Here is a 26259-nt window from a genome sequence, read left to right on the forward strand (position 1 = left end):
AAAAACTATATATCCCCGGCTATGCATTTTAACGTAAGTAAAGTGGCGCAGCTGAGGGGTAACACCAGCAGCTGCTTTAATTCATGTTGTTTTTTAAACCTGCACCTGTTTCTATGGCCATTTTCTATGCAGAACTGAGCAGCCCGGCTTCCTCCAGATGGCGTGTGTTGCTGGCATTTTTCCTCCTGCTGTTTACCTCCCGTGCCTTTGCCAACGAAGGATCTGAGCTGATTCCGCTCTCTCTGGAAAAGCGCATACAGCAAGCTGATGTCGTTGTAGAAGGAGAAGTAATAGCTAAACAGGCTTTCTGGGATGCCCGCCACGAAAACATTTATACTTCCAACATCCTGAAAGTATACAAAGTATTTAAAGGGCAGGTTAGCACCGGGCAGGCAGAAGTAATTACGCTCGGAGGGGCCATAGGGCTGCAGGTACACGTATCCTCTACTGCACTGAAATTGCACGAAGGACAGCAAGGCATCTTTTTCCTGAAAAAGGGACAACAACTGCAGCGCACACCTGCTGCCGGCACAGGGCTGTCGGCCCAGGTCTACGGCGCCCAGCAGGGTTTTATCAAGTATGATGTGGCCCGGCATACAGCCTCTGATGTATTTAATACTTATGCAACCGTGCAGGAGCTTTACAAAGCCGTTACAACTAAAACCGGCACCAGCTACCGTACAATAGCTATAAATGAACTACTGCACCAGGCAACACAAAACCAGCAGCAAGCAACAGAACAGCAGGCGGTGGCAGCAGCAATTACCAGCTTTTCGCCCACCGTAACGAGTGCCGGCACCAACACTGTGCTGGTCATCAACGGATCAGGTTTCGGTAATAGTCGCCGCAGTGGCTTTGTAGAGTTCCGCAACGCCGACGACGGGGGGCAGACTTGGGTAACTCCGCTGGCATCCGACTACATTTCCTGGTCAGACAACCAGATACGCTTGCGCATTCCCTCAGCCGGCGCTGATGGGGGTACCGCCGGCTCCGGCGAGATCCGAGTAACACCTTCCGGTGGCAATCCCATCACCAGCACGCAAAAAATAACCCTGCAGTTTGCCTATCTCAACATCAATGAGAGCAAGCGCGCCTTCAAGCCGTCGCTGGCCGATGTAGATGGCGACGGCGGCTATACGATTCATTTTGCCCCCAGCATGCAGAGCAACAATGCCGCCCAGGAAGGCTTTCGGCGGGCCATGAACACCTGGGTTTGCATCACCACGGTAAACTGGAAGATTGGCGCACCTACCAATGTAGATAAAGTGGCTGAAGACGACCTGAATGTCATCCTGTTTACTTCGGATTTGGAGGCGGGCGTACTGGCCAGCACCCTAAGCCGGTACAAAGGCTGCCTCGTAGACAACGACACGGTGTGGTGGGTAGATGGTTTTGACATGGAAATCAACAAAGATATAAAGTGGCAGTATGGCCCTGGCGCACCTGTTAACGGGCAGTTTGACTTCCAGACAGTGATGCTACACGAACTGGGCCACGCCCATCAACTGGGCCATGTAATTCTGCCACGTGCTGTGATGCACTATGCGATTGAGGATGAGGCCCTGGTCCGCGACTTGAGCTCCGCCGACATTGGAGGCGCCAACCTGATCATAGCCCAAAGCCTTCCGTTTAACCCTTGTGGCGTGCAGGCCATGGAGCCGAAGCTGGATGGCGATTGCAACATTGCGCTGGAGATCTACAGTTTTGACGCTGCTTTCCAGAACGGGCAGGTGCTAGCTACCTGGACCACGAACAAAGAGAAAAACATCGACTATTTTGTTGTGGAGCGCAGCGCTGACGGTATTACGTGGGAGGATGTGAGCACGCAGATTAGCGCAGAAGGCCCCAGCACCGGTTTCCTGGATTATTCCACAACTGATACAGATCCGCTCCCGCGCATCAGCTATTACCGTATCCGTGTAGTGTATAACAATGGCGATGTGAGCTACTCGCCCCGGTACAGGATCATCAACCCCAACGACCTGCAAAAGCTAACGGTTTACCCGAACCCGGTTCCACCCGATAATAGCACGCTGTTTCTGGAGTATATTGTGCAGTCTAACGTATTGGTGCATATGCAGCTGTATGACACCGCAGGCAAAAAGGTCCGCAGCTTTGACGTAACGTTTACGGATACCAACCTGCCGGTACAACTGGATGTCTCCGGTCTTGCTTCCGGCTTATACATCCTGCAATGGCAGAGTAAAAATAGCAAGGGCGAAGTAAAAATAATCAAACTATAAACAGCCTAACAGCATCTGACTTGCATTGGCAGCTATACTTTGCTGCAGGTAATTAAGGCCGTTTACAAGGTGACTAAGAAGTATAAAGCTGTTAGAAAACAGGCAAAATGGAGCATCTATGCTGGTTTGCCTGTTTTCTAACAGCTAAACTAAAAGGGAGTTGGTGCAAGCCGATACGTATGCTACAGGCTTACAGTAGGAGAGAGCAGTTTGTTTTTATAGTTGGAAGAGCTGCAATGTAGGGGCAAAAATCTGATAACATCTTCCGTAACACAAGGTATTCTATACCTTTGTTGTAACATCCTGCTCTAAGCTACTTTTATACTTAGAGTGCTTCATACCATCAGAACACGAAGGTTTTGCCGGTTTTACTTTTTGCTAAAAATAAGCGATTTGTAACATCGCTTTTAGAAATCTATATGTTTAAACTTTAGATACCCTCTGCCTGTCTTGCAGCTCCCCACGATAATTTTAGCACTGTTATTGGCATAAAGCTATATTTGGGAAAAGTTTAAGACGTGTTTTGTAACAGCAAAGGTGCTATGTAAAAGAAACGCTGCAAATTTACCAATGCCCTAACTGCGGGTATAGCTTTGAAGAGGTAAATAACTATCGCCCCAACGGCAGCCAGGAAAACCATGACTTGAATGTACCGGTAAAGCACCTGCTGTTGGAGTTCCTGGAAGGCACAGTTCATTTCGATGCCAAGATGTTCCGCATGCTTAAGGACCTTGTTGTAAAGCCCGGCTACTTAACCGAGAAATTTAACGCACGCTGCTGAAACTAATACCCCCGAGCCTGATCTATAGCTTTACGCTGATTCTGTTCCTAATCGGTGCTGTTATTGTAAGTGCCATGATGGCGTAAGTTCAGTATCTTTCGGCGACAACACAAGTATAAACCAATTCTCCATATGCCACATACCACCACCTGGGACAAACTGATTTCCAAAAAACGGTTCGAAACAACAGACCCTAAGTATAACACAGACGAATCGGTGCGGGGCGAGTTTCAGCGCGATTACGACCGCATTGTGTTTTCCTCCGCTTTCCGGCGGCTGCAGAACAAGACGCAGGTAATGCCCATGCCGGAGAGTGATTTCGTGCACACCCGCCTCACCCACAGTTTGGAGGCATCAGTAGTAGGCCGTTCCCTGGGCCGCATTGTGGGCAAAAGCATCCTGGAACGCCACCCCGAGCTCGCTGCGGAAAAGCACATTCAGGAAGCCGACTTTGGTGATGTGGTGGCAGCCGCCTGCCTGGCCCACGACATTGGCAACCCGCCTTTCGGCCATTCCGGCGAAGATGCTATCTCCGCCTACTTCATGAGCGAAGCGGCACAGCCCTACATTGCTTCCTTGTCGGAGGCTGAGAAAGCCGATCTGTTCCGGTTTGAAGGCAATGCCGCAGGCTTTCGGGTGCTCACGTATACGTACCCTGCCCACTGCAAATTGCCCGACGGCGTTACTCACAGCGGCCTCAGTCTAACCTATACGACGCTGGCCACCTTTACCAAGTATCCCAAAGAGTCGCTGCCGGTTATTTCGGGTACCAAAAATACCAGCGAAAAGAAGTATGGCTTCTTTCAAACAGAAAAAGCCTGGTTCAACACCATTGCCAGTGAATTGGGGCTGCTGAAGAAAAGCTCAACCGATGAGGTATTTTACCACCGTCACCCGCTCGCTTTTCTGGTAGAAGCCGCCGACGATATCTGCTACCGCATCATCGATTTTGAAGATGGGCTGCGCCTGGGCCTGGTGCCACAGAAAAAAGGCTTGGAATTGCTTCGCCGCATCCTCAATGATAATCCAAACCGCAAATCCAGCCTTACGTTTTATGACTGGCGGGAGGAGATCGGCTACCTGCGGGCCCGCATCATTGGCAAATTAATAGAAGAAACGTCAGCCATTTTCCTGCAGCATGAGCCGGAGATACTGGCAGGCACCTACGACAAGCCCCTCATTAACGAGTTGGAGTGCAAGCCGGTGCTGGACGAGATAAAGGAGCTATCTGTGAGCCTGATTTACCAGAACCGGCCCGTACTGGAGATCGAAGCCGCTGGCTTTGAAGTGTTGGGTGGCCTGCTCGATGCCGGTCTGAAAGCCGTGTTCAAACCGGAATCAAGGCACTACCGCAAGCTGGCTGCACTTATTCCACCGCATTTTATGGATTTGCCGGCCACCGCAACTAACTATGAGCGTATCGTGCACATCGCCGATTTTGTGACCAGCCTCACCGATCAGGCGGCTATTAACCTGTACCGCAAGATTAAAGGGATAGAACTCCCCCGGATGTATTAACAGCGGCTGTACAATGAAGGCATCAGGAGCGGAGTATTGTTGCCTGTTGCCAGATGGTACAGCATCTTTATTTTTGTTGCAGCTATTCATCTACAAAAACAACGTATTCGTCAGCCTGCATCGCGCGTTAGCCGATTAACCCTGGGCATCTGCTGTGTACATTGGCATAGTCGCTGCATTTGAACTAATTTTATACCTTCTATAACTGGTTGGCAGCTGCTGCCAATCGCTAAATGTGATTTAACAAACCCTAACACATGAAACGCAAGTTTTTAACGGGCCTCCTGATGTGCGCCGCCGGCTTTACAGCGATGGCGCAGACGACGGGCAACAAAATTGAGTTTACAGAGTACGACCTCCCAAACGGGCTACATGTTATCCTGAGCCCGGACCACTCCACACCCAACGTGGCGGTGTCGGTGCTGTACCATGTAGGCTCTAAAAATGAGGAGAAAGGCCGTACCGGCTTTGCCCACTTCTTTGAGCACCTCATGTTTGAGGGCAGCGAGAACATTGACCGCGGCCAGTATATGGCGATGGTGGAGAACGCCGGCGGCGCCCTGAATGCCAACACCTCCTTCGACCGCACCTACTATTATGAACTGCTGCCGAGCAACCAGGTAGGCCTGGGCCTCTGGATGGAAGCTGAGCGCATGCGCCATGCCAAGATCGACCAGACCGGCGTGGAAACACAGCGCAAAGTGGTGCAGGAAGAAAAACGCCAGCGCATCGACAACCAGCCATACGGCTCTATTCTGCAAAACACATTTGGGCTGGCTTTTACCAAGCACCCGTACCACACCACGCCTATTGGCACCTTTGAGGACCTGAACAACGCCAAGATCGACGAGTTCCGCGATTTCTACCACACCTTCTACGTGCCCAATAATGCTACGCTTTCCATTGCCGGCGATATCAATGTAGACTCGACCAAGCAGATGATCGAGAAGTATTTTGCGACCATCCCGAAAGGCACCAAGGCGATACCCCGCCCCACGGTGGTAGAGCCGAAACAGACGGAGGAGCGTCGCAAAGTGGTGTATGACAACATTCAGCTGCCAGCTGTAATCGAGGCGTACCATATTCCGGCGCAGGGCACAGAAGATTATTATGCTTTATCGATGCTGACCACGCTGCTGTCTGGTGGCGAGAGTGCCCGCCTGCCCAAGGCGCTGGTAGACAAGCAGCAGAAAGCCGTGGCCGCCTTCACCCTTCCGTACCCTACAGAGGACCCGGGCCTATTCCTGACTTACGCCATCGCCAACCAGGGCGTGAATGTGGATACGCTGGAGAATGCCATGGATACTGAGATCAACCGCGTCAAAACGGAGCCACTGAACGACAAAGAGTTTCAGAAGCTGCGCAACCAGGTAGAGAGCAGCTTTGTGCAGCAAAACAGCACTGTGGCCGGTCGTGCCGAGAGCCTGGCCGACTACCATGTATACTATGGCGACACGGACCTGATCAACACAGAGCTGCAACGCTACATGAAAGTGACAAAAGATGACATCAAGCGTGTAGCAAACCAGTACCTGACCAAAGACAACCGTGTGGTGCTGCATTACCTGCCCAAGTCGGCGCAACAGAAACAAAACAACTAAGCCATTCTCTGAATCATGATTAAGAAGATATATAGTACCTTATTTCTGGCGGTAGCACTGGTGTATGTGGCACCGGCACAATCGCTGAACACGCCGCCACCGGCAGGGCCAGCTCCAAAAATTGAGCTGGGCAAGTATGAGAGCTTCACGCTGAAAAACGGGCTGAAAGTATACGTGGTCGAAAACCATAAACTTCCGGTAGTATCAATGCAACTGGTGCTGGACCGCGATCCGATCTTGGAAGGGGACAAAGCCGGCTACGTGCAGGCTGCTGGCCAGATGATGCGCACCGGCACAGCCAGCCGCACCAAAGATCAGTTTGACGAGCAGGTGGACTTTATTGGCGCTGACCTCGGCTTCTCCTCTACTGGCTTCAGTGCTTCGGCGCTGAAGAAACACCTGCCCGTGCTACTTGACCTGACAGCCGATGCCCTGCTGCACCCAGCCTTTAAGCAGGAAGAACTCGATAAGGTGAAGAAGCAGATGCAGTCTGGCCTGGCACAATCAAAGGACAACCCCGAATCGATCGCCAGCCGCACCCGTAACCTGCTGCTCTACGGCAAAGATCACCCTTACGGGGAGCTGATGACGGAGCAAACGGTAGACAATATTAAACTGGAGGACATCCAGAACTACTATAACACCTACTTCAAACCCAACATCGGTTACCTGGCCGTAGTAGGCGACGTAACGCCGAAGGAGATGAAAAAGCTCCTGAAAAAGACGTTTAAGAACTGGCAGAAAGGCGAGGTGAAAGAAATGAAGTATAACCTGCCGCAGCAGCCAAAGCAAACGCAGGTGGTGGTGGTAGACCGCCCAAGCGCAGTGCAAACGGTGCTGTCGTTCACCAACGCCGCCGACCTGAAGCCGGGTGCTGACGATGCCGTAGCTGCTCAGCTGATGAACAACATCCTGGGAGGCAGCAGCGATGCACGCCTGTTCAAGAACCTGCGCGAGACGCATGGCTATACTTACGGTGCTTATTCTTCGCTATCTTCGGATGAGATACTGGGCCGCTTCAACGCCTATGCCAACGTGCGCAACGCCGTAACAGATAGTGCCGCCATGCAGTTTATAGATGAGCTGACTAAGATCCGCGATGAAAAGGTAAGCGATAAAGAGCTGAAGAATGCCAAGGCTTACTTATCGGGCAGCTTCGCCCGCGGCCTGGAGAACCCGGCTACAGTCGCGGTGTACGCCATTAACACGGCCCGCTACCATCTGCCTGAAGATTACTATGCCAACTACCTGAAGCGCGTGGATGCCGTAAGCACTGCGGATGTACAGCGTGTGGCGCAGCAATATGTGCACCCGGACGCCATGTATGTAGTGGCCGTAGGTAATGCTAACGAAGTCGCCGATAAGCTGAAACCATTCGACAAAGACGACAACTCTATTGCCTACTACAGCCCTACCGGTGAGAAAGTAGACCGTGCAGCAATGGGCGTTCCGGCTGGTGTAACCGCTGCCCAGGTACTAGACAACTACATTAAAGCACTCGGCGGCAAAGCCAACATTGAAAAAGTGAAGGACATCGCTATTACCAGCAATGCCACGATTCAGGGTATGCCACTGGTGTTTACCAAGCAGCAGAAAGGCAACGATAAGTTTGCCGTGCAGGTGCTGATGAACAACAATCCCATGCAGCGCGTGATCATCAATGGTGACAAAGGCAAAATGGAAGCACCAACGCAAGGATTGAACAAGGAACTGACAAAAGAAGAGCTTGAAGCACAGAAGCTGGAAGCTAACACGTTCTCCGTATTGCAGTATGACAAGCTGGGCATCAAGTCAAAGCTGACCGGCATGGACAATGTAGATGGCAAAGAGGCTTATGTAGTGGAAGTTGAAATGCCAAACGGCCAGAAAACGTCACAATACTACGCCAAAGACTCTGGCCTGCTGCTGAAGGAGGTAAACAACCTGCAGTCGCCGCAGGGCGTGATTACGCAAACTAAGAGCTACAGCAACTACAAAGAGGTAAACGGCGTGAAATTCCCGTACCTGGTAGAGATCTCGATGGGCCCACAGCAGATCAAAACGGAAGTACAGACAGTGGTCGTAAACAAAGGCATCCCCGACGATGCATTTAAGCTGTAGCTGTAGCAAGAACGTCAAAGGTCTATACTTTGGTTGATACAAAAGGGGCTAACCGATGTGGTTAGCCCCTTTTGTGTTTAACTGTGGTCGTATACTTTACTTGCCCGCTTGCTTGGCCAGGTACTGCTGCGGCACTTGGATGATGGTCATGTTATGCACCTCGTCTGTGCGTTCGTTCACGAAGTTATCATTAGGCTGGTCGTAGTTAGCTACGATGAGTTTGTCACCTACTAGCAGCGGCTCACAGGGCTGATCCATTTTGCCGTCGGCGCCGGTGGTGTTGCCGTTCTGGGCCAGCGTGTGCACTTTGGCATCAGGTGTTACAATATGAATGGCGTTCTGCTGGGAGTCGGCAATGTAGAGGTTATCTGTTTTCTTGTCGATGAAAAGGCCGTCGCAGCAGGGAATGGTGCCGTATGAAAGGAACACGTCCTTCGATTTCACGGAGCCATCTGGGTTAAAGGTGAGTTTGAACACGCGGCCGTCGCTGAACATGCCTACAAACAGGTTGCCTTTGCTGTCGAAATCCATGCCATCGGTGCCAAAAGCCTTGCCGTTGGGCTGCTCGATGGCACGAAATGTAGCGAGCAGGTGCTGCTCCTGCATGGTCGGCTGGATCATCACCGAGTCGTGCTGCATTTCATTGAGCGCAATTTTAAAGATGCCGCTAGTTTTAGCGGTGTCGGCGGTGCTCCACTTGGTGTCGGTGATGTAGAGGTGGTCGCCATGCCAGCGCACAGCATTCGGGTGTTTCAGCCCTTTCACCACTACGTCCACGCCCGTAGGCTGCCCATTCTTCATATTCAGCCGCAGGATACGCGAGCTAAAGTCTTTGTTATAGTAGTACTGGTTATCGGCGATGTAGAGATTGCCGTCCGGCCCAAAGGCCAATCCCATCGGTCCTGCCTTTTTGGTTTTGTCGCTCACCGGCAGGTTGTAGAACACGCTCCACTTGTAGTCGGGCGTAATCCGGAGCAGAGTGCCGGGGTATTTCTGGTTGTTAAAGTTGGGGCTCGATACATAGATGTTACCTTGCTTGTCCATGTCCATGCCATCGGGCTGCGACACGAAATCCGGGAACAGGAACAGCTGGTGCTGCACGCCGGGCTGCAGCTTGGTGCCAGAGGTATAGGCACCGTCATGCAACTGCCGGGCCTGCGCTGCCCCGAGTAGGCAGGCTAAAAGAAGTATCAGAGATAAAAGCGTTTTCATAGCATTAGAACAGGTTTAGTGTTTAAAAATATGTTTGTCAGAAGAAAAACTCTTTTGTGAGCGATATGTTTAGGCGTGGCTTTCGCGGACCACTGCAAACAAGCGGCCTTTAAGATTATACCGGGGCAGGCGAATCAGGAAAAGAAGTGGCAGTTGCAACCCTTTCGCCCTGAAAAGTATCCTCCTTGTAAAGTGCTCTTAAAAACGGCAGCGCGTGCCGCTGCCTTCACCCTTACCCTCATCCTATGCAAAACAACCTGCTTACCACAGCTACGCTCCTCCTGTTCCTGCTGCTTACTGCCACACGCACGCCTGCGCAAACTACTGTAATCCGGGGCACTGTGCTGGCCGGCGCCACTGCCGAAGGCATCCCGTACGTCAACATTGGCATCCGGAAAAAAGGCATGGGCACCGCCGCAAACGCCGACGGCACTTTTACACTCGCGCTCTCAAGCGAAACCCTGCACGACACCCTCACCTTTTCCGCCATCGGCTACCGTGAACTGTCGCTCCCGATCCAGTCCGTTGTGGAGAGCCAGCAGCGCCAGTTTATACTTGCCGAGAAGCCGATGCCGCTGCAGGAAGTGGTGGTGCTCGGCAAAGCCCCTAAACTCCGAAGGCTTGGCGTCACGTATAAACTGCCTTTCCTGTTCGGCAGCGCAGAAACCCGCAACTCCCACGACATCTCCGAACTGGCCGCCTTCATACCCGTGCACGGCAAGCATGCCGCGTTGGTCTCCACCTCCGTTTACCTCAAAAGCACCAAGGCCGACTCCGCCAACTTCCGGATTAACTTTTACGAAAGTATGGACGGGAAACCCGGCGCGCGCTTGCTAGAGAAAAGCATCGTGCGCCGGCTCCCGCTCACCAAAGGCTGGGTAACGGTTAACCTGCAGCCCTACCACCTGATGGTGGAGGATGATTTTTTTGTGGGATTTGAGTACCTGCCCGACAGCCGCCGCACCGACAACTTCCTGTTCTTTTATGGTGCGGTGCTGGGCGGTCGCCTCTTCGCCCGCAACGTTAGTTTGGGTGCATGGCGGGAAACGGCCGGCGGCCGCATGTCGGCCTATGTCACGGTGCGGCAGTAATGGGGCGCAGCGCGGCCGTCGCTTATACTTACTCTGTATGATGCTTCTTTCTCACCCTATGCGGTTGCGCCAGAAACGGCGGCGCCTCTTCTTTTACGCCAGCGGCATAGGCTGTCTGCTCCTGGTCATACTTGCCCTACTCGTCGCGCCGCCCGCAGTGGCCGAGCAGCAGCGCGTGCAGCTTTCGGGCTACGTTACAAGGGAGGGCAGTAACACCGGCCTGGCAGGGGTGGCGGTGTATGCCCTTAGCAAAAGCCAAGGCACACAAACGGCAAAAAACGGCTTCTTCTCCATTACGGTGCTCGCCGGCGACACGGTGGTTTTCAGCGCCCTGGGCTACCAAAAGCAGGTGCTGGTGATTACCGCAGCCAGCAAGGCACCGCATTATACTATAAATGTACGCCTCCGGGAGAGCCCAAAAACACTGCCGACAGTGGAGGTGATGCCTTGGGCCACCGAGCAGGCCCTAAAGCAGGCGGTGCTGGGGGTAAAGCTACCAGAGGCTCCCAAAGTAGACACCAACATTGGCTCCCCGAGCTATAATTCGATCTTGTACGGCCCGCAGATGGATGCCAAAGGAAACGCCAGGTACTTTCAACAGCAGCAAACACAGCAGGCACAAAGCAGGTATCTGGTTCCGAGCGTCATCCGCATTTTATAAGTATAACAGCGGCCCAAACATACTTGCCGGGGTGAGAAGTTTTGCTATAACGAAGAAGTAGTATAGAAACTTAAGCTATTTGATGTATCTATTCAGATTCGCAGCCAGCTTGCTTGCCTGTGTATTCTTACTGCTCTCTTTATCTTGCCAGGCGCAACCCACTATGCTGCGGTGCGTCGTTAAAAGCTATGCCGACAAGGAAGCTGTTCCTTTTGCGGCAGTAGGTAGCAGGAGCCGGGGCACGGGCACCACAGCCGACGCGAAAGGGCACTTTACGCTCTCTCTCAAAAGCTACTCCTCTAACGATACGCTTGTTTTCTCGGCCGTCGGCTATCAGCCGCTCTCGGCAACAGTACAGGAGATACTGTCGGGAAAAGATGGCAACGGATGCTTTGGCAGGCAACCAGGCACCAATGAGCTCGTGGTTTATCTGAAACCAAAGCCACTCCTGCTGCATACCGTGGAGGTAAAGGCAAAACACAGTAGGTGGAAAGCTTCGCAGGTTGGCTATAACATTGGCAAGGGCAGCCCCTTTGTACAAGAGTTTGCCCCAACAGACACACTGCTATCAAGCGTGTCGGGGCAGGAGATTGGCAACAACTTCCACTTCCGGAAATATCCGGTTCGCCTGCAGGACTTTAACTTTGGGCTACACGGCTCCGGCAACTTGTCAGTAACCGTGCGGCTGCACATCTATTCTCTTAAAGGCAAGTTGCCGCATAAAAAGCTGCTTCAGAAGGAGATTGTAGTAAATATTCCGCCGCACTATACAGGTTGGATAAAGGTGCCTTTGGAGAAGTATAACATTCTGCTGAACCAAGACTTTGCCGTGGTGCTGGATTGGGTCAACGAGGCAAACAAACTGAACAACAACTCGCTGATGACCTTTGCCCGCATGCCGAAAAGTCAGATCACTTTCTACAGAGCGTCTGCTGCTGCCTCCTGGAAAAGCGCCGGAATATGAGCATCGGCATGTATGTCACGCTGCTGCATGAGTAGTGCCGCACCAGTCTAAAACAGCTCTCCCTGCACCGGGTGTATAAACTTCTTCGGAGGCTTCAGATCGAAGCCGCATACTTTGTTGAGTTGGTTAATGAAGTAGGTGGCCAGCTCCGGGGCTTTGGTATTATCGGGCTCGTGCACAAAGAAGTATAACTGCTGCAGGCCGTTTTCGAACCATCCCTGCAGGCGCTCTACCCATGCATCAATGCGGGTATAGTCAGTGGGGTGCAGGCCATTGCCCACAAAACGGACCATGGCCGAGGGCGTGGTGAGCCGCATGTGCAACACGTCGCGGCGACCGGCTACATCAGTCAGCACCGTTCCTGCCTTATACTTCTCCAGCACCTCATACAGCTTTAAACCAGCCATCCTGTTCTCGTACCAGTCCGGGTGGCGCAGTTCTATGGTGAGCGGTATACTTTCAGGGATGAACTTTAGGAAGTGCTCCAGATCGGGCAGCTGTTGTGGGGCGAAGTAGGGCGGCAACTGCAAAAAGGAATCTCCCAGCTTTTCCTCCAGCCCGGCAATAGCTTCACAGAAAGCCGCTGTTATACCTTGCGTGCTGCGCAGGGCGGCCTCGTGGCTGATGAGTTGCGGGAATTTAGGGCAGAAGCGAAAGCCTACGGGCACCGCCTGTCGCCAGCGGTCGATGGTAACAGGGCTGGGAATATGATAGTGCGTGCTGTTGAGCTCAATGGTATTAAACTGTTTGCTATACCACAACAACGCATCCTTTTCCGGCATTTTAGCCGGGTAGTAGTCGCCAACCCAGGCTTTGTTCACCCACACGGGCAACCCGACATACACCCGCGGCTTTAAGTAGCGCCCGGCTTGGCGCAGTAGCGGCAGCGTATCGGGGTGATCAGGGGGCAGCGTAAAGTCTACGCGACTGATATCTGAGAGCTTTCCAAAATCCATGGTTTTTGCCTTAGCCTCTGCTTATACGTGTGGGTGTTTACAAGAGCAAAGGCCCACACACTTTTTCATAATATTTAGCGCCGATCCGTTTAAAATTGCCCGCCTTGCCAGGCACCGGCTGTAATTTTTTCAACATCTTTTATACCCTATATCTTATACTTGGCAGCCGCTTAAAACAGGCTCCTACACTTTGCAAATGAGCTATTTTTGAAATGCTGACTTATAGCAGCGGCACGCTTCTGCCCCATATCCCCCTACACCCTTTGCACGATTTGCGCGTATAAGGCCTCGTTTCAAAAAAATTATTTAACTTTGCGGCTTCACCAACTATTAACCGTATGTTAATTAATAGAACGTGCTACCTTTTTTTAGTAACCACTTTCCTATTTTTTGGTTTTAATCAACCAACTTTCGCACAAACACCAGATGTCCAGCAGGGGCATGCCTCCTGGTATGGCAGCCAATACCACGGCAAAAAAACCAGCAGCGGCGAACGCTATAACAAGAATAAAATGACAGCCGCTCATAAGACTTTACCTTTTGGCACAAAGGTAAAAGTAACCAACCTCGCCAACAACGAATCTGTTATCGTGCGCATCAACGACCGCGGCCCTTTTGTAGGCGATCGGATCATTGACGTATCGGAGGCAGCGGCCCGTAAAATTGAAATGCGGAGCCAGGGCGTTGGTAATGTGAAAGTAGAAGTGCTGGAACTGCCCGGCGATTATAACCCAGCCAATGCAGGCTTCTATACCATCCAGACGGGCACCTATACCAACTCCCGCAACGCCCAACAACTGAGCCAGCGCCTGAAAATGTTCGACAAAGACCTGCCCGTAGAACTGAAAGAAGAGCAGGTAAACGGCAGAAAAGTGATGCGCATCCGCGCCGGCCGTTTCGAAAACCGCCAGCAAGCTGAGGCATTCAACGACCTGCTCAAAGAAGAAGGTTTATCCGGTCTTGTAAAAGAGGCCTAAAAGTTATCAAAAGCCAAACAAAAAGCGCAGCACCATAGCAGGTGCTGCGCTTTTTGTTTGGGCCTGTTTGAAGTATAAAGTATAGCTCAAGGTTTGTTATCGTACAGCGCAAAGGATTATTGCCCAAGAGTGCCTGTTAAGTATAGAACACATTTAAACTGAAGTATAAAAAGGCCTTGTCATTCTGAAAGAAACTTGGTTGAAAGGAGATCAAGCTGTTGCGGCTTGCCCACAAGATCCTTCCAAGAGGACAACTTCCTTTAAAAGATTTCTCCCCCATACTTAATGTACTATACCCTGCTACTTTGGCTGGTGCTTACATCGGCCCCCCAAATACATAGTATACCAGCTAGCGCAGGATTTTGAATTCTGTGCGGCGATTTTCCTGATGCTCTTCTTCCGAGCAGTTCACCCCATCTTTGCAGCGGTTCAGGAGCTTGGTTTCGCCGTAGCCTTTGGCCGTTAGCCTGCCCCTGTCCACTCCCCTTGACACGATATAGTCCACGGCTGCCTGCGCCCGCAACTGCGACAGCATCTCGTTATAGCGGTTGCTCATGCGGCTGTCGGTGTGGGAGCTTAGCTCGATGCGAATACCCGGGTTGTCCTGCAGCAGTTGCACCAGGTTGTCCAGTTCTTTGGCTGCTGCGGGTTTAATGTTGGCTTTGTCTACGTCGTAGTAAATGTTGTCCAGCACGATGGGCTTTTCAGGCGTGTCGCGGTTAAAGACCATCTCCACTTTTACCGAATCGGTGTTGAAGCGGCAGTCAGGCATCACAGCCAGCGTTTGTGTCAGGTACTTGGGCTTGGTGCCTTTGATGGTATACTTGGTAGAGGCCCGCACCACAAAAGTAAAGCTGCCGTTCTTATCCGAGTATACTTCTATAGGCTTTGCTCCGCCCTCTTCAAACAGTTGCAGCAGCACGTGCTCTACCGGCACTTCCCTGCGCTTTACCGTACCTGCCTGTGCCAGGCGCTCCACCGTACGGCCGGTGAGGGTGCAGGGCACTTTCACTTCTTTAAACGAGAAGATATCATCAAAGCCGTTGTGCGCCATACGGCCTGAAGAGAGCAGGCCACTTTTGCCGTTGCTGTTCATCTGCACACCAAAATCATCGTTGGAGGTGTTAAGCGGATACTTCAGGTTCTCCACACTGGTCCAGGCTTTGTGCTTGCCAACAGCTTTAAAGATATCGAGCCCGCCCATACCCAGGTGCCCGTCTGAGGAAAAGTATAACACACTGTCCTCGCCTATACTTGGGAAGCTTTCGCGGCCGCTGGTATTGATCACATTGCCGGCATTTACGGGCTTGCCCCAACTGCCGTCTTTCTGGCGCTCGCAATAGTAAATGTCTGTTTCGCCCAGGCCGCCCGGCATATCGGATACAAAGTATAACACCTGCCCGTCGGGCGTGAGCGCCGGATGGCCGATAGAAAACTCTGCCGTGTTGTTATACTTGAATGGCTTCACGTTTTCCCACTTGTCGCCCTTGCGCTCGGCGGTATAAATACCCAGTCGGTTAGTATGGGTACCGTTTTCGCTGCCTTTAAACCAGCTGGTCGGGTCGGGGTTAGATTTGGTGCTGTTGCGCTTTACTACCTGCGTGCGGGTAAAGTATAGCGTTTGATCTTGCTCCAGCAGTACGCCTGGCCCGTTGTGGTATGCGGTGTTGATGGAAGACGGCAGGGGAACGGGCGGCGCCCAGGTACTATCGGTCAGCGTTTTGGCCAGGTATAGCTGTACGTAGCCGTTGCCAAACCAGCCGTAGCGCTCGGCTTCCTGCTTTTTATCGGTGCTCAGCCTGTCGGAGGCAAACAGCAGGCCGTCCTTTACTTTTGAAGGGCTGAAATCTGCTCCGTCAGAGCTGAGGCTGCTGATCTTGGTGATGGCATACGGTTTGGCCTCTTTCATCCACACGAGCGCCGTGTCGCAGGAAGCGGCCATGCGCAGCGCCAGCGCGGCCTGTGCCGGCACCCTGCGCCCATACTCCTGAAACAGCTGCCGGGCTTTCTCATAGTTGCCGTTCCGCTTTGCCGACTCCGCATACAAGTATAAGTTAGAGGGGTCGGAAGCAGGAAAGCTGGACGCCTGCGCATACCAGAATTCCGCCTCCTGGCTGTTATTCATGATGCGGTAGCTGTCGGCAATGCGCTGCACCACCGTTACGTCAGGCTCTCCGTTCTCTAATATATTCTTGTAAGCCTCCAGGGCTTTGGTAAACTCAAAATTGTTAAAGTATCTGTCCGCTTGCTTCATGTCCTGTGCCTGAAGGGCGGCAGGCAGTCCAAGTGCACCAAGGAGCAGCAACAAAGCAAGGGTAAGCCGTAATTTCATGTTACAGGTAATAAGTCATTATAAGTTTCGGGGGGTGAGGATGCGGCCGTGATGCTTTTTGTAGAAAGAATAGCCCACCGACACCTCGTGGCTGCCATACTTGTTAAATTGAGAAAGGCTGATATCATACGAGTAGCCTATCCGTAGCCGCTGCGTAGCATATACCTGTACCATTGCAGCAACTGCATTGCGTTTGTCGAGTTGCTTCATCTCGATGTTGGTGAACATGGGCGCGGCCGTGCGGTAAGAGGCTCCCACCCAGAAATGCTCGTTGAGGAGCAGGAACGTATTTAGGTCGATGCTGGTGGGGCTGGCGAAATCTTCTTTCAGCAGGATGCTGGGCTTCAGGCGCATGGTGCGGCTCAAATCAAACATGTAGCCCGCTGACACAAAATAATGACGCCGTGGCGCCGCCACCAGCAGGTTGTCACTCTTATAAGGAATCAGGCTGGCAGCAGTAAAACCGGTGTAAAAGCGTTCGGTGTTAAAGAATAGGCCGATCCGGGCATCGGGCAGAATGCGCATCTCCACTCCCTCCGGCACAGCCACATCAGGCAGGTTGCTACCCGACTGCAATTTGGTGCCATCCAGCACATCCTGCGTTGCCCCTGCCGACAGGCCCAGCGCCAGCTTGGAGTACCGGCTGGTAGACAGGCGCACCGACACATCGGCATAAACTCCTGTTTGCCGTTGCGCACCCAGCACATCGTTGCTGATGTGGGCACCCCACCCCAGGCGCCGGTTGCTGGTTGGCCCATCCACACTTATACTTTGCGTGGTAGGTGCTCCCTCCAACCCCGTCCATTGGCTGCGATAGGTTGCGTTAATGTTAAGGATCTCCTTACTGCCCGCATAGGCAGGGTTGATGACCAGCTCATTAAAAATGTACTGTGAATATTGTGGTGCCTGTTGTGCTGCTGCGGCATGGGCCCACATGGCGCCCAGTAGCAGCAGTAAGTTCCTGAAAAGTATCGCCTGCTTTCTCATCACCTTACAATCGTCACATAACCTTTGTAAACTCTTTGCACCCCGTCGCAACCTTTAATGTGGGCTACATAATAGTAAGTGCCCTCGCTCAGATTGCCGCCACCCCAGTCGTTCCGGTAAGCTTTGCTTCTGTATACTTCGTTGCCCCAGCGGTTGAGCACGGACACCTCATTGTCGGGGTAGCTCTCCAGGTTGCGGATCGCCCAGGTATCGTTGTTGCCATCGCCGTTCGGAGAGAATACATTCGGAAAAAAGACTTCATTTGTGAGCAGTTGCTTGTCAGGAGTTAGCGAAACCGGCTCGCTCTGGCAGGTGCCGTTATCCACTACTACCGAGATGCTGCCATTCGTCTGGTCGCTGGCTGCTACAGTTACTTGCGTGGTGCCCTGCCCGGACGTGATGTGCCAGCCATCCGGTACGCTCCAGATATACTGTGTAGCCCCTGCTACAGGCGCCACTTCGTAGGCAAGGCCGACACACGCCGTACTCTTGTCGCTGATAGGGCCGAGTTGCGCCAGTGGCTGCACCGTTACCGGTAGGGTGGCACTTACACCAGTGCCGCAGCCATTGCCGGCCGCTACCATGATCTCTCCGTTCTGGTTACCAGCCGTCACTGTCACTGATGTGGTGCCTTGGCCGGCCGTAATGGTCCAGCCTTGCGGTACGGCCCAGGTATAGGTGCTGGCATGAGCTGTAGCATCTACAGTATAGGTGAGTGATCGCCCGGCACAGGCACTTGCCGGGCCCCGGATCACGCCTGTTGTTGCCGGTACGCCTGCTACCGGCTTCACGGCCAGTTCGGTTGTGATGCCCTCTCCGCAAGCGGATATGGCGCTTACCTTAACACTGCCTGCTGCAGCTGTGGTTGTAACCGTTATACTTGTGCTGCCCTGCCCCGATACAATCGTCCAGCCGGCGGGCACCTGCCAGGTATAGCTGTTTACATCAGGTTGTGCTGTAACGCTGTATACGCTGTTGCCGCCAATGCAAGGATCTGCAGCACCCATATTTATCTCAGGGGCAACAGGCAGCTTTTGTGGTGCCACTGAAGTGGCTTTGCGCTCGCCCTGGCCGCAGCTATTACTGCCATACACTGTTACCTCGCCGGCTACTGTACCTGTTGTTACGGTGATGCTGGTGGTACCCTGCCCGGCGGTGATGCTCCACCCCTGCGGTACGGCCCAGGTATACGTGCTGGCACCAGGCACCGGATCGATGCTGAAGACAATGCCGGGTGTATCATGGCAGAAAGAACCGGCCGATTGCCTGATGCTGCCTGGCACTGCCGGCGGACCCGGTAAGGCGGCGACCGCCAGCGTTGCTTTTGCGCCGCTGGCACCGCAGCCGTTTACGCCTTCTACCCGTATCTGTCCGGCCGTGCTGCCGGCTTTTACTGTCAGACTCGTTCCCTGGTTCGATACGATACTCCAGCCGGCAGGAACATACCAGGTATAAGTTGTTGCGCCGCTTACGGGCGGTATGGTATAAGTAAGGGTCGTGCCGCTGCACGCGCTGGTTTCGCCGGAAATGTTGCCCGGTTTGGCAGGCACCGAAGCAGATACGGTCACAGCCTTTTTCAATGTTACTGCCCCACAATCGTTTTTAGCAATTATACTGATCTCGCCACCCGCAGCGCCTGCTTTTACCTGTAACTGCGTTGTATTTTGCCCGGCTACAATCGTCCAGCCCTGCGGCACCTCCCACGTATAGGCATTGGCATTTGCAGTGGCATCTACCTGGTAAGTAACCGTAGCGCCTGCACATACATCAGCAGCGCCCTCGATGGCCTTTAACCCTGTAGGGCCTTCTGAAGTTGGCTTCACAGGCAAGTTATTGGCACTTCCGTCGCCGCAACCGTTGGTGGCCAGCACGCTAACGTTTCCAGCTGTGCTACCTGCTGTCACAGTAATGCTGGTTGTGCCCTGCCCGGCAGTGATCGTCCAGCCTGCCGGCACGCTCCAGGTATAATTGGCAGCATCGCTTAACGCCTCGATGCTGAAGATATACGTTTTGCCGATACAAGGAATCGTGCTGCCCGTGATTGCGCCCGGCTTGCCTGGCACGGCATTCGTAACCACTGTGGTTAGTTGCACAGCACTGGTTACACCGCAGGCGTTAATGGCTACCACCGAAATAACAGTGCCTGAGCTCCCGGCGTTGATCGTGATGCTGGTAGTTCCCTGTCCAGCCACAATAGTCCAGCCGGCAGCAGTCCAGCGGTAGGAGCTGGCCCCCGGTACCGGCGCAATGGAATAAACAAGGTTTTTCTGGTTAGCACAAACAACGGCCAGGCCGGAGATGTCTTTGGGTGTAGGCGGCGGCGAAGGAACCAGTTTCACAGCTATGGCAGCAGTAGCGCTCAGGTTACAGTCGTTGCTGACTACCACCTGGATCTCTCCCTCCAGCGTACCGGAAGTAACCGTTATGCGGTTGGTGCCATCGCCGTTTGTTATCTTCCAGTCTTGCGGCACAGTCCAGGTATAGGTAACGCCCGGAATGGCTGCTATACTATAAATATTGCCACTGGAGCCCTGGCATACATTGGTTTCTCCGATAATAGCAGGTTTTGTCGGCGCGGTTGCCTGCGGCGTTACCGCCAGCGTGGTTGATGTTCCTTCGCCACAGGGGTTTACGGCCGTTACAGTTACAGAGCCGCTGCCGGTACCCACCACTACCGTTATACTTGTGCCATTGGCAGCTCCCTGTATGCTCCAGCCTGCCGGCACGGTCCAGGTATAGCTGGTAGCTCCGGCAACCGGATCAATCTGGTATGTGGTGGTGATATTCGGGCAGGGATACTGCTTGCCCTGGATGGGCGACGTGATGGAAGGCTTGCCGAAAACAGACGTAACTTCAAATACCTTTTCAGCCCCTTTGCCGCAGGTGTTGCCTACCGCAACCGTAATCTTGCCGGAGGCGCCGGCATCTTTCACCACCGCTACCTCCTGGTTGTTCGGGTCGATCTCTACTACCCAGTCCGATGGAAAGTTCCAGTCGTAGAAAGAGGCGCCGGGTACTTTGTTGATGCTATAAGTATATGATTTGTGGAGGCAAACGATAGCAGGCCCAAAGATCTCTCCCGGTGCATCCGGCACAATGCAGAAGAACATGCTATCCATGTTGTTGGTCTGGTTGTTATCCGTACCATTACCCGCTACTTTTACAGCGGCAGAAGCATTGCTCGCCTCCTGTACGGTTGTCACGACTGTCAGCGTTTTTTTACCTCCGCTTGCCAGGCTGCCTGCTGCCCAGGTACCAGTGCTTACTCCCAGGGCAGGAATGGCCAGCAGCACGGCCGTTGGCTGGCTCGCAGACTTTAGCGCACCTGGTACAGAAACATTCACGTACACGCCTGTTTCATCCCGGGGGCCTAAATTCTCAACAGTTATAGTATAGGTGATATCTTCGCCCAGCCGGTAAGTATCCGTATCTATACTGCCCGGGCTCTTCTTGATCGTCACTTTCAGATCAGCATAGGCATCCGGTACCTTAACAGCCAGGGAAGAACGTACAGCCGCCGTTGTTTTTACGGAAGCAGATAAGGTTGTCAAGCCTGCCACAGCAGCGGCAGGTTTGACAACCCGTTTAGCAGAAGCCATAAGAGATATGGTGTAAAAGCATACTACTATAAGTATGACTTTTCCTAAAAAGCTTCTCATTAAAGAACAGTGGTAAAATTATGTACTATAAACTCTTTCCTCTTAAAGCTGTGGCGCCTCTCTCATTTGCTACTTTGTACAAAATCAATTAGTTCTGTACACGACCTTTGCCAGGCCTTACAATTGTGACACAATATTATGCCTAAATAATCACACAAAAAAATATCTATCTCTTTGTTTTAGATTGTTAGCTGCTTTTGTATCTAAATTTTACTAAAATATAGTACAATGCAAAATTTACCGAAAAGTTTAAATAATTTCATTTGTAAACACTACTTATATATTTAAGTAATTATATATAATCATCAGATATAGTTTCATCTAACTAATAAATTACCGTTTAAACGCAGGTTAGGAAATTGTAACTATGCTAATAAACAATGATATACTATATAGTTATAGGTGTGAAAAAGCCTACATAAAAAAGACCGCTGCACCAGGTGCAGCGGTCTTTTTTATGTAGGAGGGGCCAGTTAAGTCTACCAGACCCACTGCGGGCAAAGAACTCCTCTTCTGTTACGCAGCTTAAAGCCAAGCACCACTTCGTGGGTGCCGGAGCTTACCTGGTTTAAATCAGAGAGTGTCGCATCGTAGGAATAAGATACATCCAGCAGCGGGCTAATGTATACGCCCACCATCGCTACCAGCGCATCCTTATTCCGGTAAGAGCCGCCTACCCAAAAACGGTTATCGTAAATGGCACGAAGGCTTACGTCGATGGAAGCGGGGCTGGGGCTGGCGAGTTTGACCATTACAGAGGGAATAAGATCCAGCTGCGCACTGGGCTTGAGGCGGTAACTGCCTGTTAAAAAGTAATGGCGCTGCAGGCCCAAGGCTGCCTTGTTCTCCTCAGGCGTACGGAAGGTGCCGGCAGCCTCCAGCAGCTGCGCACCAGCTATCCCTACCGAGAAGTTCCTGGAATAGATCCAGAGCCCCAGGTTCAGGTCCAGTTGGTTGTTGTGCAGGTTGCCGCTGCCCAGCAGCGGATCATTGGGATTTGTAAATTCCAGCTCGCTCTCATTGATAGAATTACGCACCAGGCCTACCGCTGCGCCCGCACCCACGTTTATACTGCGGGTAACCGGCATATGGTAAGCGTAGGAGCCCGTCAGGCCGGTGCGGCGCAGGGGCCCTGTTTTATCGGTATGCAAAGCGATGCCCACGCCATGATGCGCGATGCCTCCATGGTACTTGGTACCAGAGGCTCCTTTGTTAAGCGGCGTATGTGCTGAAATGTAGTACGTAACGGGCGCGCCGTCTAACCCCACCCACTGCCGGCGGTTGCTGATGCGTATATCAGCATAATCTTCTATACCTGTCACAGCCGGGTTCAGCAGGTAATTGTTGAGCATGTACTGGCTGTACTGCGGGCGCTGCTGCGCCATTGCCTGCACTGCAACAGCCATCAGGGCAAAGAGTATAAGGAGTGGCTTCTTCATGTGCATTATCGGATAATGGTCACGTTGCCTGAAATCGGCTTCTCAGACTTGTTCAGGTATATCATGTAATAGTAAGTGGCTACAGGCAGGTCCTGCCCTTTGTAAGTGCCATCCCATGGCGTGCCATAGCCGTTAGAGGTAAAGATCAGATTGCCCCAGCGGTTAAACACCTCTACCCGCGCATCAGGATAATTCTGTATGTTCTGAATCTCCCAAAGCTCGTTCACGCCGTCGTGGTTAGGAGAGAAGGCGTTCGGCACCGTAATAGCCGGAATCACAGTCACAGTTACCTCATCCGTCGCCTCGCATCCTTCAGCCGAAGTAACGGTTACAGTATAGGTCGTCGTCACCTCGGGACTAGCGATCGGGTTAGCCACATTCGGGTCGCTCAGGCCAACTGCCGGCTCCCAGTGATAAGTTACACCTCCCGAAGCGCGCAATTCTACCGTTCGGCGTTGGATGATAGTCACATCATCGCCTGCATTTGCCTCCGGTGCCACAATGGTGACCGGCACTTCTACCCGCGCGGCACTGGTACAGCCGTTATCATTTACCGCTTGCACATAATAGGTGGTGGACTGCTGCAAAACCGGTGTGGTAAATGATGGCCCTACAAACACAGGAGAGCCGCCTGTCGGAACAGTGTACCACTCGTAGGTGTTGCTTCCCGGGTTAGCTACTTCCAAGGTAGCCGAACTGTTGGGACAGGCAGTGGCGGCCGCTACGGTGAGCACAGGATCTGCTGGCAGCGGGGTAACGGTAATGGCAATCGCTTCGGAGGAGGTGGAGCATCCCTGCGAGCTGACCGTGCGCCGGAACCATGTTTTCTGCGTCAGGGTAGGTGTTGTATAGTTCAGCCCGTTGTTCGTGCCCGGGGCCGGGTTAAAGCCAACATCCGGTCCGCTGGTGCTGCTCTCCCACAGGTAAGTATAAGTACCGGTGCCGCCTGTCGGGGTGCTGCCACTGAACACGATAGAGGTTTGGTTATAGCATGCTGCCGGCTGGCTGGCCGTAATGCTGTTGTTTAGCACGCCTGCATTAACCCTGATCGTAACCACAGCGCTGGTGTCGCCAGAACAGTCGCCGGCATTTACCACCCGCCGGTAATACGTAGTCTGGGTGATATTGCCAGGCGTATAGCTCTGCCCGGAGTTAGTACCGGCGGCAGGCGCGAAGCCGCTGCCTGGCCCTGCGGTGCTGCTTTGCCATTGGTATATATAATTGCCGTTGCCGCCTGTTGGTGCAGAGCCGGTGAGCGCTGCCGGGGCAGTGCCGGTGCAAACCTGTTGGTCTCCGGCAACAGTATTATTATCGATAGCCGGGAAGAGGGTAATCTTTACCGGTTCAGAGTAGGCTGTACAGCCACCTGAGGTGACAGCCCGCCGGAACCAATTCTCCTGCTGTGTTAGAGCGCCTGCCGGTATGGTATAGTTTTCCTGGCTGTTGGTGCCGGGCGCACTCACAAAGCCGGTGTTCGGGCCTTGCGTGCTAACCTCCCACAGGTACACGTACGGCGCCCCCCCACCACCTGTAGGGCGGGAACCGATCAGCGGCGCTGGCGTGTCGCCGGCGCAGATCTCCTGAGCCGGGCCAATGGTATTGGCACTGGCCGTTACCGGGTCAACAGCGATGATGGCTACCACGTTGCTGGTGTCGGCGGTGCAACTGCCGGAGAATACGAGCCTTCGGAACCACGCATTGCCGGTTACCGGTGCCGTAGGAGTATAGTTAACGGTGTTGTTCACGCCTGGTGCCGCAGCAAAACCGGCATCAGGACCAGTGGTGCTTATCTCCCAGGTATAGCTGTAAGGCACGCTGGTATCGCCCCCGGATGGCGTGCTGCCTGTCAGGGCCGGAGGCGTTTCTCCTTTGCACACGCTGCGGGTTTGCTCGCCCTGAATTGCATTGTCAGTTACCGTCGGTACTACTGTTAGCGGCACAGCGGTTTTAGGGCCGATACAGGTAACGCCATTTGCCGTATCAATGGCAGCCACATAGTAGGTAATGTCGGCTGTAAGTGGCGGCGTGGTGAATGACGCACCCGTGGAAATAGGAATGGCAGCCGGCAGATCGGTATCGAACCAGGCATAGATCGGGCCCGGCCCGGTAGGCGCAAGCCGCACGGTATCGCCCACGCACGCTCTGCCCGGCGCCTGTATGGTTGGCTTAGCGGGTTGTTGCAGCACCACTACCTGCTGCACCGGCGCAGGCTGCCCCTGGTAAATAGCATTGGAGCTGCCGCACTCATTTACCGCCTCAACCGAAACCGTATAGGTACCCGGCTTGCTGAAATCATACTTAAAATCGAAGGTATCAGAATTGAAAGTGCGTGTTGTGCTGGTAGGGCCCGTTATTTTGATTGTGACCGTTACCTGCTCGCCCAGGTTTTTATCTACAAACAAACCGCCGCCGCCACTTAACCCACCTGTAGCACTGCTACTGTAGTCGATCGTTGTGGGGCCACAGGAGGTAACATCGGTGGGCACCTGCACCTGCGGCCAGCCTACTACAATGCCTTGCGACGTCGTATCGGAGCCGCAACCATTCTCCACTACCAACTGCAGGGTATAAACGCCGGACTCGGTGAACCTGAAAACAGGATCAGCCGATGTAAGCGTGCCCGAGTCTAACGTATAGCCCTGGTCTGGCTGCACCGACCAGGCATAGGACAAGCCGCCGCCGGAAGAACTATCGGATGGCGTAACAATAACAGGTACGCACGGAGGCATCTGGTTTTCCTCGGCCCGTTTTCTATCAACGGAGAAGTTGGCTTTGGGCTTTTTGTTGACATTGAACGACTGGCTGTAGGTAATGGTACAGCCATTGCCTGCCGTGGCCGTGATGGTGATCGGGTATGTTTTGACAGAGTCGTAAGCTGTGGGGTTCGCGATGGGGAAATCGGCGGCAGTATACTGCTGCGGCGCATCGCCATTGCCCCAGTCTACGGTATAGGTGCGAATATCCGACAGGTAAGGCTCTACAGTGGCGTTAGTTATACTTGCGAAAACCTCGATCTCATTATCTTCCACCGTATCAGACAAGCACACCTGGAAATTTTGCGCCTCCGTAAAATCCACCTCTGGTAAGCGGTTGATGACCATATCCCGGCGCACGGTATCTGACTGGCAGCCTGTTGTGTTGGTAGCAAATACTTTAAGCTTGAATGTTGCAGCATCTGTACCGATGGCTGTGTAAGTATGATTTACTTCGGCACCTTTGGCCGTGCTGCCATCTCCGAACAGCCAGGTATAAACGATATCGGGCTGAGGGGCATTGACAGCAAAGGTGAGCTGGTCGCCGGAGCAGACCGGGTTCGTGGCAGTGGCTGCTGGCGTAACGATAAAGCCAAAAGGATTCGGTTGTGCATTTACCGTAATCACCCGCTCGCCGGAAGTAACTGTCTGGCAATCGGAACCTGACACGCGCACCTGGTAGGTACCCGGTTCGCTTACCTGCAGTGTTTCGCCGGTAGCACCGCTGATCTCATTGCCGTCGCGCAGCCACTGGTACGTCAGGTTCGCTCCGGTATTCGCTTGCAGAGTAGTGGTTTCTCCCTGGCACAGTACGGTACGCCCCTGCGCCGTAATGGTGGCAGGGCAGTTTTGCGCCCACACCGGACCGACAAGGAGAAGAAGCAGGGCAAATAGGGAAAGAAATAAATGCCTTGGTAAAAAAAGACGCATTGGGTTTGAGTTAAGGGTGGACTATAGGCTTAACGGCTAAGTATACTACAACTAT

15 protein-coding genes are annotated in these 26259 nt (G+C 53.0%); 8 read left to right on the forward strand and 7 right to left on the reverse strand.

Annotated elements, in window-relative coordinates:
* The first annotated feature begins 113 nt into the window (after positions 1–113).
* The 4 genes from ABDW72_RS05820 (at position 114) to ABDW72_RS05835 (ending at position 8243) form a co-directional block, all read left to right on the forward strand.
* On the forward strand, positions 114–2243 hold the full coding sequence (locus ABDW72_RS05820; RefSeq protein WP_347157520.1) for a T9SS type A sorting domain-containing protein: 2130 nt from the start codon (positions 114–116) through the stop codon (positions 2241–2243).
* Between the two features lie 913 nt (positions 2244–3156).
* A complete protein-coding gene (dgt, locus tag ABDW72_RS05825) occupies positions 3157–4542 on the forward strand; it encodes a dGTP triphosphohydrolase (protein ID WP_347157521.1) in 1386 nt (461 codons plus the stop codon).
* Positions 4543–4799: 257 nt separating this feature from the next.
* Positions 4800–6143: a M16 family metallopeptidase gene (locus ABDW72_RS05830; protein WP_347157522.1), complete on the forward strand. Its 1344-nt coding sequence runs from the start codon at positions 4800–4802 to the stop codon at positions 6141–6143.
* Positions 6144–6158: 15 nt separating this feature from the next.
* Positions 6159–8243 (forward strand): insulinase family protein, encoded by a 2085-nt coding sequence (locus ABDW72_RS05835; RefSeq protein WP_347157523.1) that lies wholly within the window; start codon positions 6159–6161, stop codon positions 8241–8243.
* A 96-nt stretch (positions 8244–8339) separates the two neighbouring features.
* Here ABDW72_RS05835 and ABDW72_RS05840 read toward each other — a convergent pair whose 3' ends face one another.
* On the reverse strand, positions 8340–9455 hold the full coding sequence (locus ABDW72_RS05840; RefSeq protein WP_347157524.1) for an SMP-30/gluconolactonase/LRE family protein: 1116 nt from the start codon (positions 9453–9455) through the stop codon (positions 8340–8342).
* 245 nt (positions 9456–9700) lie between these two features.
* Here ABDW72_RS05840 and ABDW72_RS05845 point away from each other — a divergent pair, with 245 nt between their 5' ends.
* From ABDW72_RS05845 to ABDW72_RS05855, 3 genes are all read left to right on the forward strand, one after another.
* Entirely contained in the window at positions 9701–10546 is an 846-nt protein-coding gene (locus ABDW72_RS05845) for a carboxypeptidase-like regulatory domain-containing protein (RefSeq protein ID WP_347157525.1), read from the forward strand.
* A 37-nt stretch (positions 10547–10583) separates the two neighbouring features.
* A complete protein-coding gene (locus tag ABDW72_RS05850; protein ID WP_347157526.1) occupies positions 10584–11207 on the forward strand; it encodes a carboxypeptidase-like regulatory domain-containing protein in 624 nt (207 codons plus the stop codon).
* A 163-nt stretch (positions 11208–11370) separates the two neighbouring features.
* Positions 11371–12171, forward strand: coding sequence for a carboxypeptidase-like regulatory domain-containing protein (locus ABDW72_RS05855; protein WP_347157527.1), 801 nt, complete (start codon positions 11371–11373; stop codon positions 12169–12171).
* Positions 12172–12218: 47 nt separating this feature from the next.
* Here the strand turns inward: ABDW72_RS05855 and ABDW72_RS05860 are convergent, their stop codons facing one another.
* Positions 12219–13127, reverse strand: a complete 909-nt coding sequence (locus tag ABDW72_RS05860) for a DUF72 domain-containing protein (RefSeq protein WP_347157528.1) — start codon at positions 13125–13127, stop codon at positions 12219–12221.
* A gap of 338 nt (positions 13128–13465) precedes the next feature.
* On the opposite strand from ABDW72_RS05860, the gene ABDW72_RS05865 reads away from it, so the two are divergent.
* Positions 13466–14104, forward strand: a complete 639-nt coding sequence (locus ABDW72_RS05865; RefSeq protein WP_347157529.1) for a septal ring lytic transglycosylase RlpA family protein — start codon at positions 13466–13468, stop codon at positions 14102–14104.
* 349 nt (positions 14105–14453) lie between these two features.
* Here ABDW72_RS05865 and ABDW72_RS05870 read toward each other — a convergent pair whose 3' ends face one another.
* The 5 genes from ABDW72_RS05870 to ABDW72_RS05890 form a co-directional block, all read right to left on the reverse strand.
* Positions 14454–16436, reverse strand: a complete 1983-nt coding sequence (locus ABDW72_RS05870) for an OmpA family protein (RefSeq protein WP_347157530.1) — start codon at positions 16434–16436, stop codon at positions 14454–14456.
* Between the two features lie 18 nt (positions 16437–16454).
* The gene (locus tag ABDW72_RS05875; RefSeq protein ID WP_347157531.1) at positions 16455–17423 is read right to left on the reverse strand and encodes a PorP/SprF family type IX secretion system membrane protein; all 969 of its coding nucleotides are present in this window, start codon (positions 17421–17423) and stop codon (positions 16455–16457) included.
* A complete protein-coding gene (locus ABDW72_RS05880; protein WP_347157532.1) occupies positions 17423–21022 on the reverse strand; it encodes a T9SS type B sorting domain-containing protein in 3600 nt (1199 codons plus the stop codon). Before ABDW72_RS05880 ends, ABDW72_RS05875 begins: the two co-directional genes overlap by 1 nt.
* A gap of 539 nt (positions 21023–21561) precedes the next feature.
* On the reverse strand, positions 21562–22521 hold the full coding sequence (locus tag ABDW72_RS05885; protein WP_347157533.1) for a PorP/SprF family type IX secretion system membrane protein: 960 nt from the start codon (positions 22519–22521) through the stop codon (positions 21562–21564).
* A gap of 5 nt (positions 22522–22526) precedes the next feature.
* Positions 22527–26204: an Ig-like domain-containing protein gene (locus tag ABDW72_RS05890; protein ID WP_347157534.1), complete on the reverse strand. Its 3678-nt coding sequence runs from the start codon at positions 26202–26204 to the stop codon at positions 22527–22529.
* Positions 26205–26259: the final 55 nt, after the last annotated feature.

It is taken from the genome of Pontibacter chitinilyticus (assembly GCF_039748935.1).
Classification (GTDB): domain Bacteria; phylum Bacteroidota; class Bacteroidia; order Cytophagales; family Hymenobacteraceae; genus Pontibacter; species Pontibacter chitinilyticus.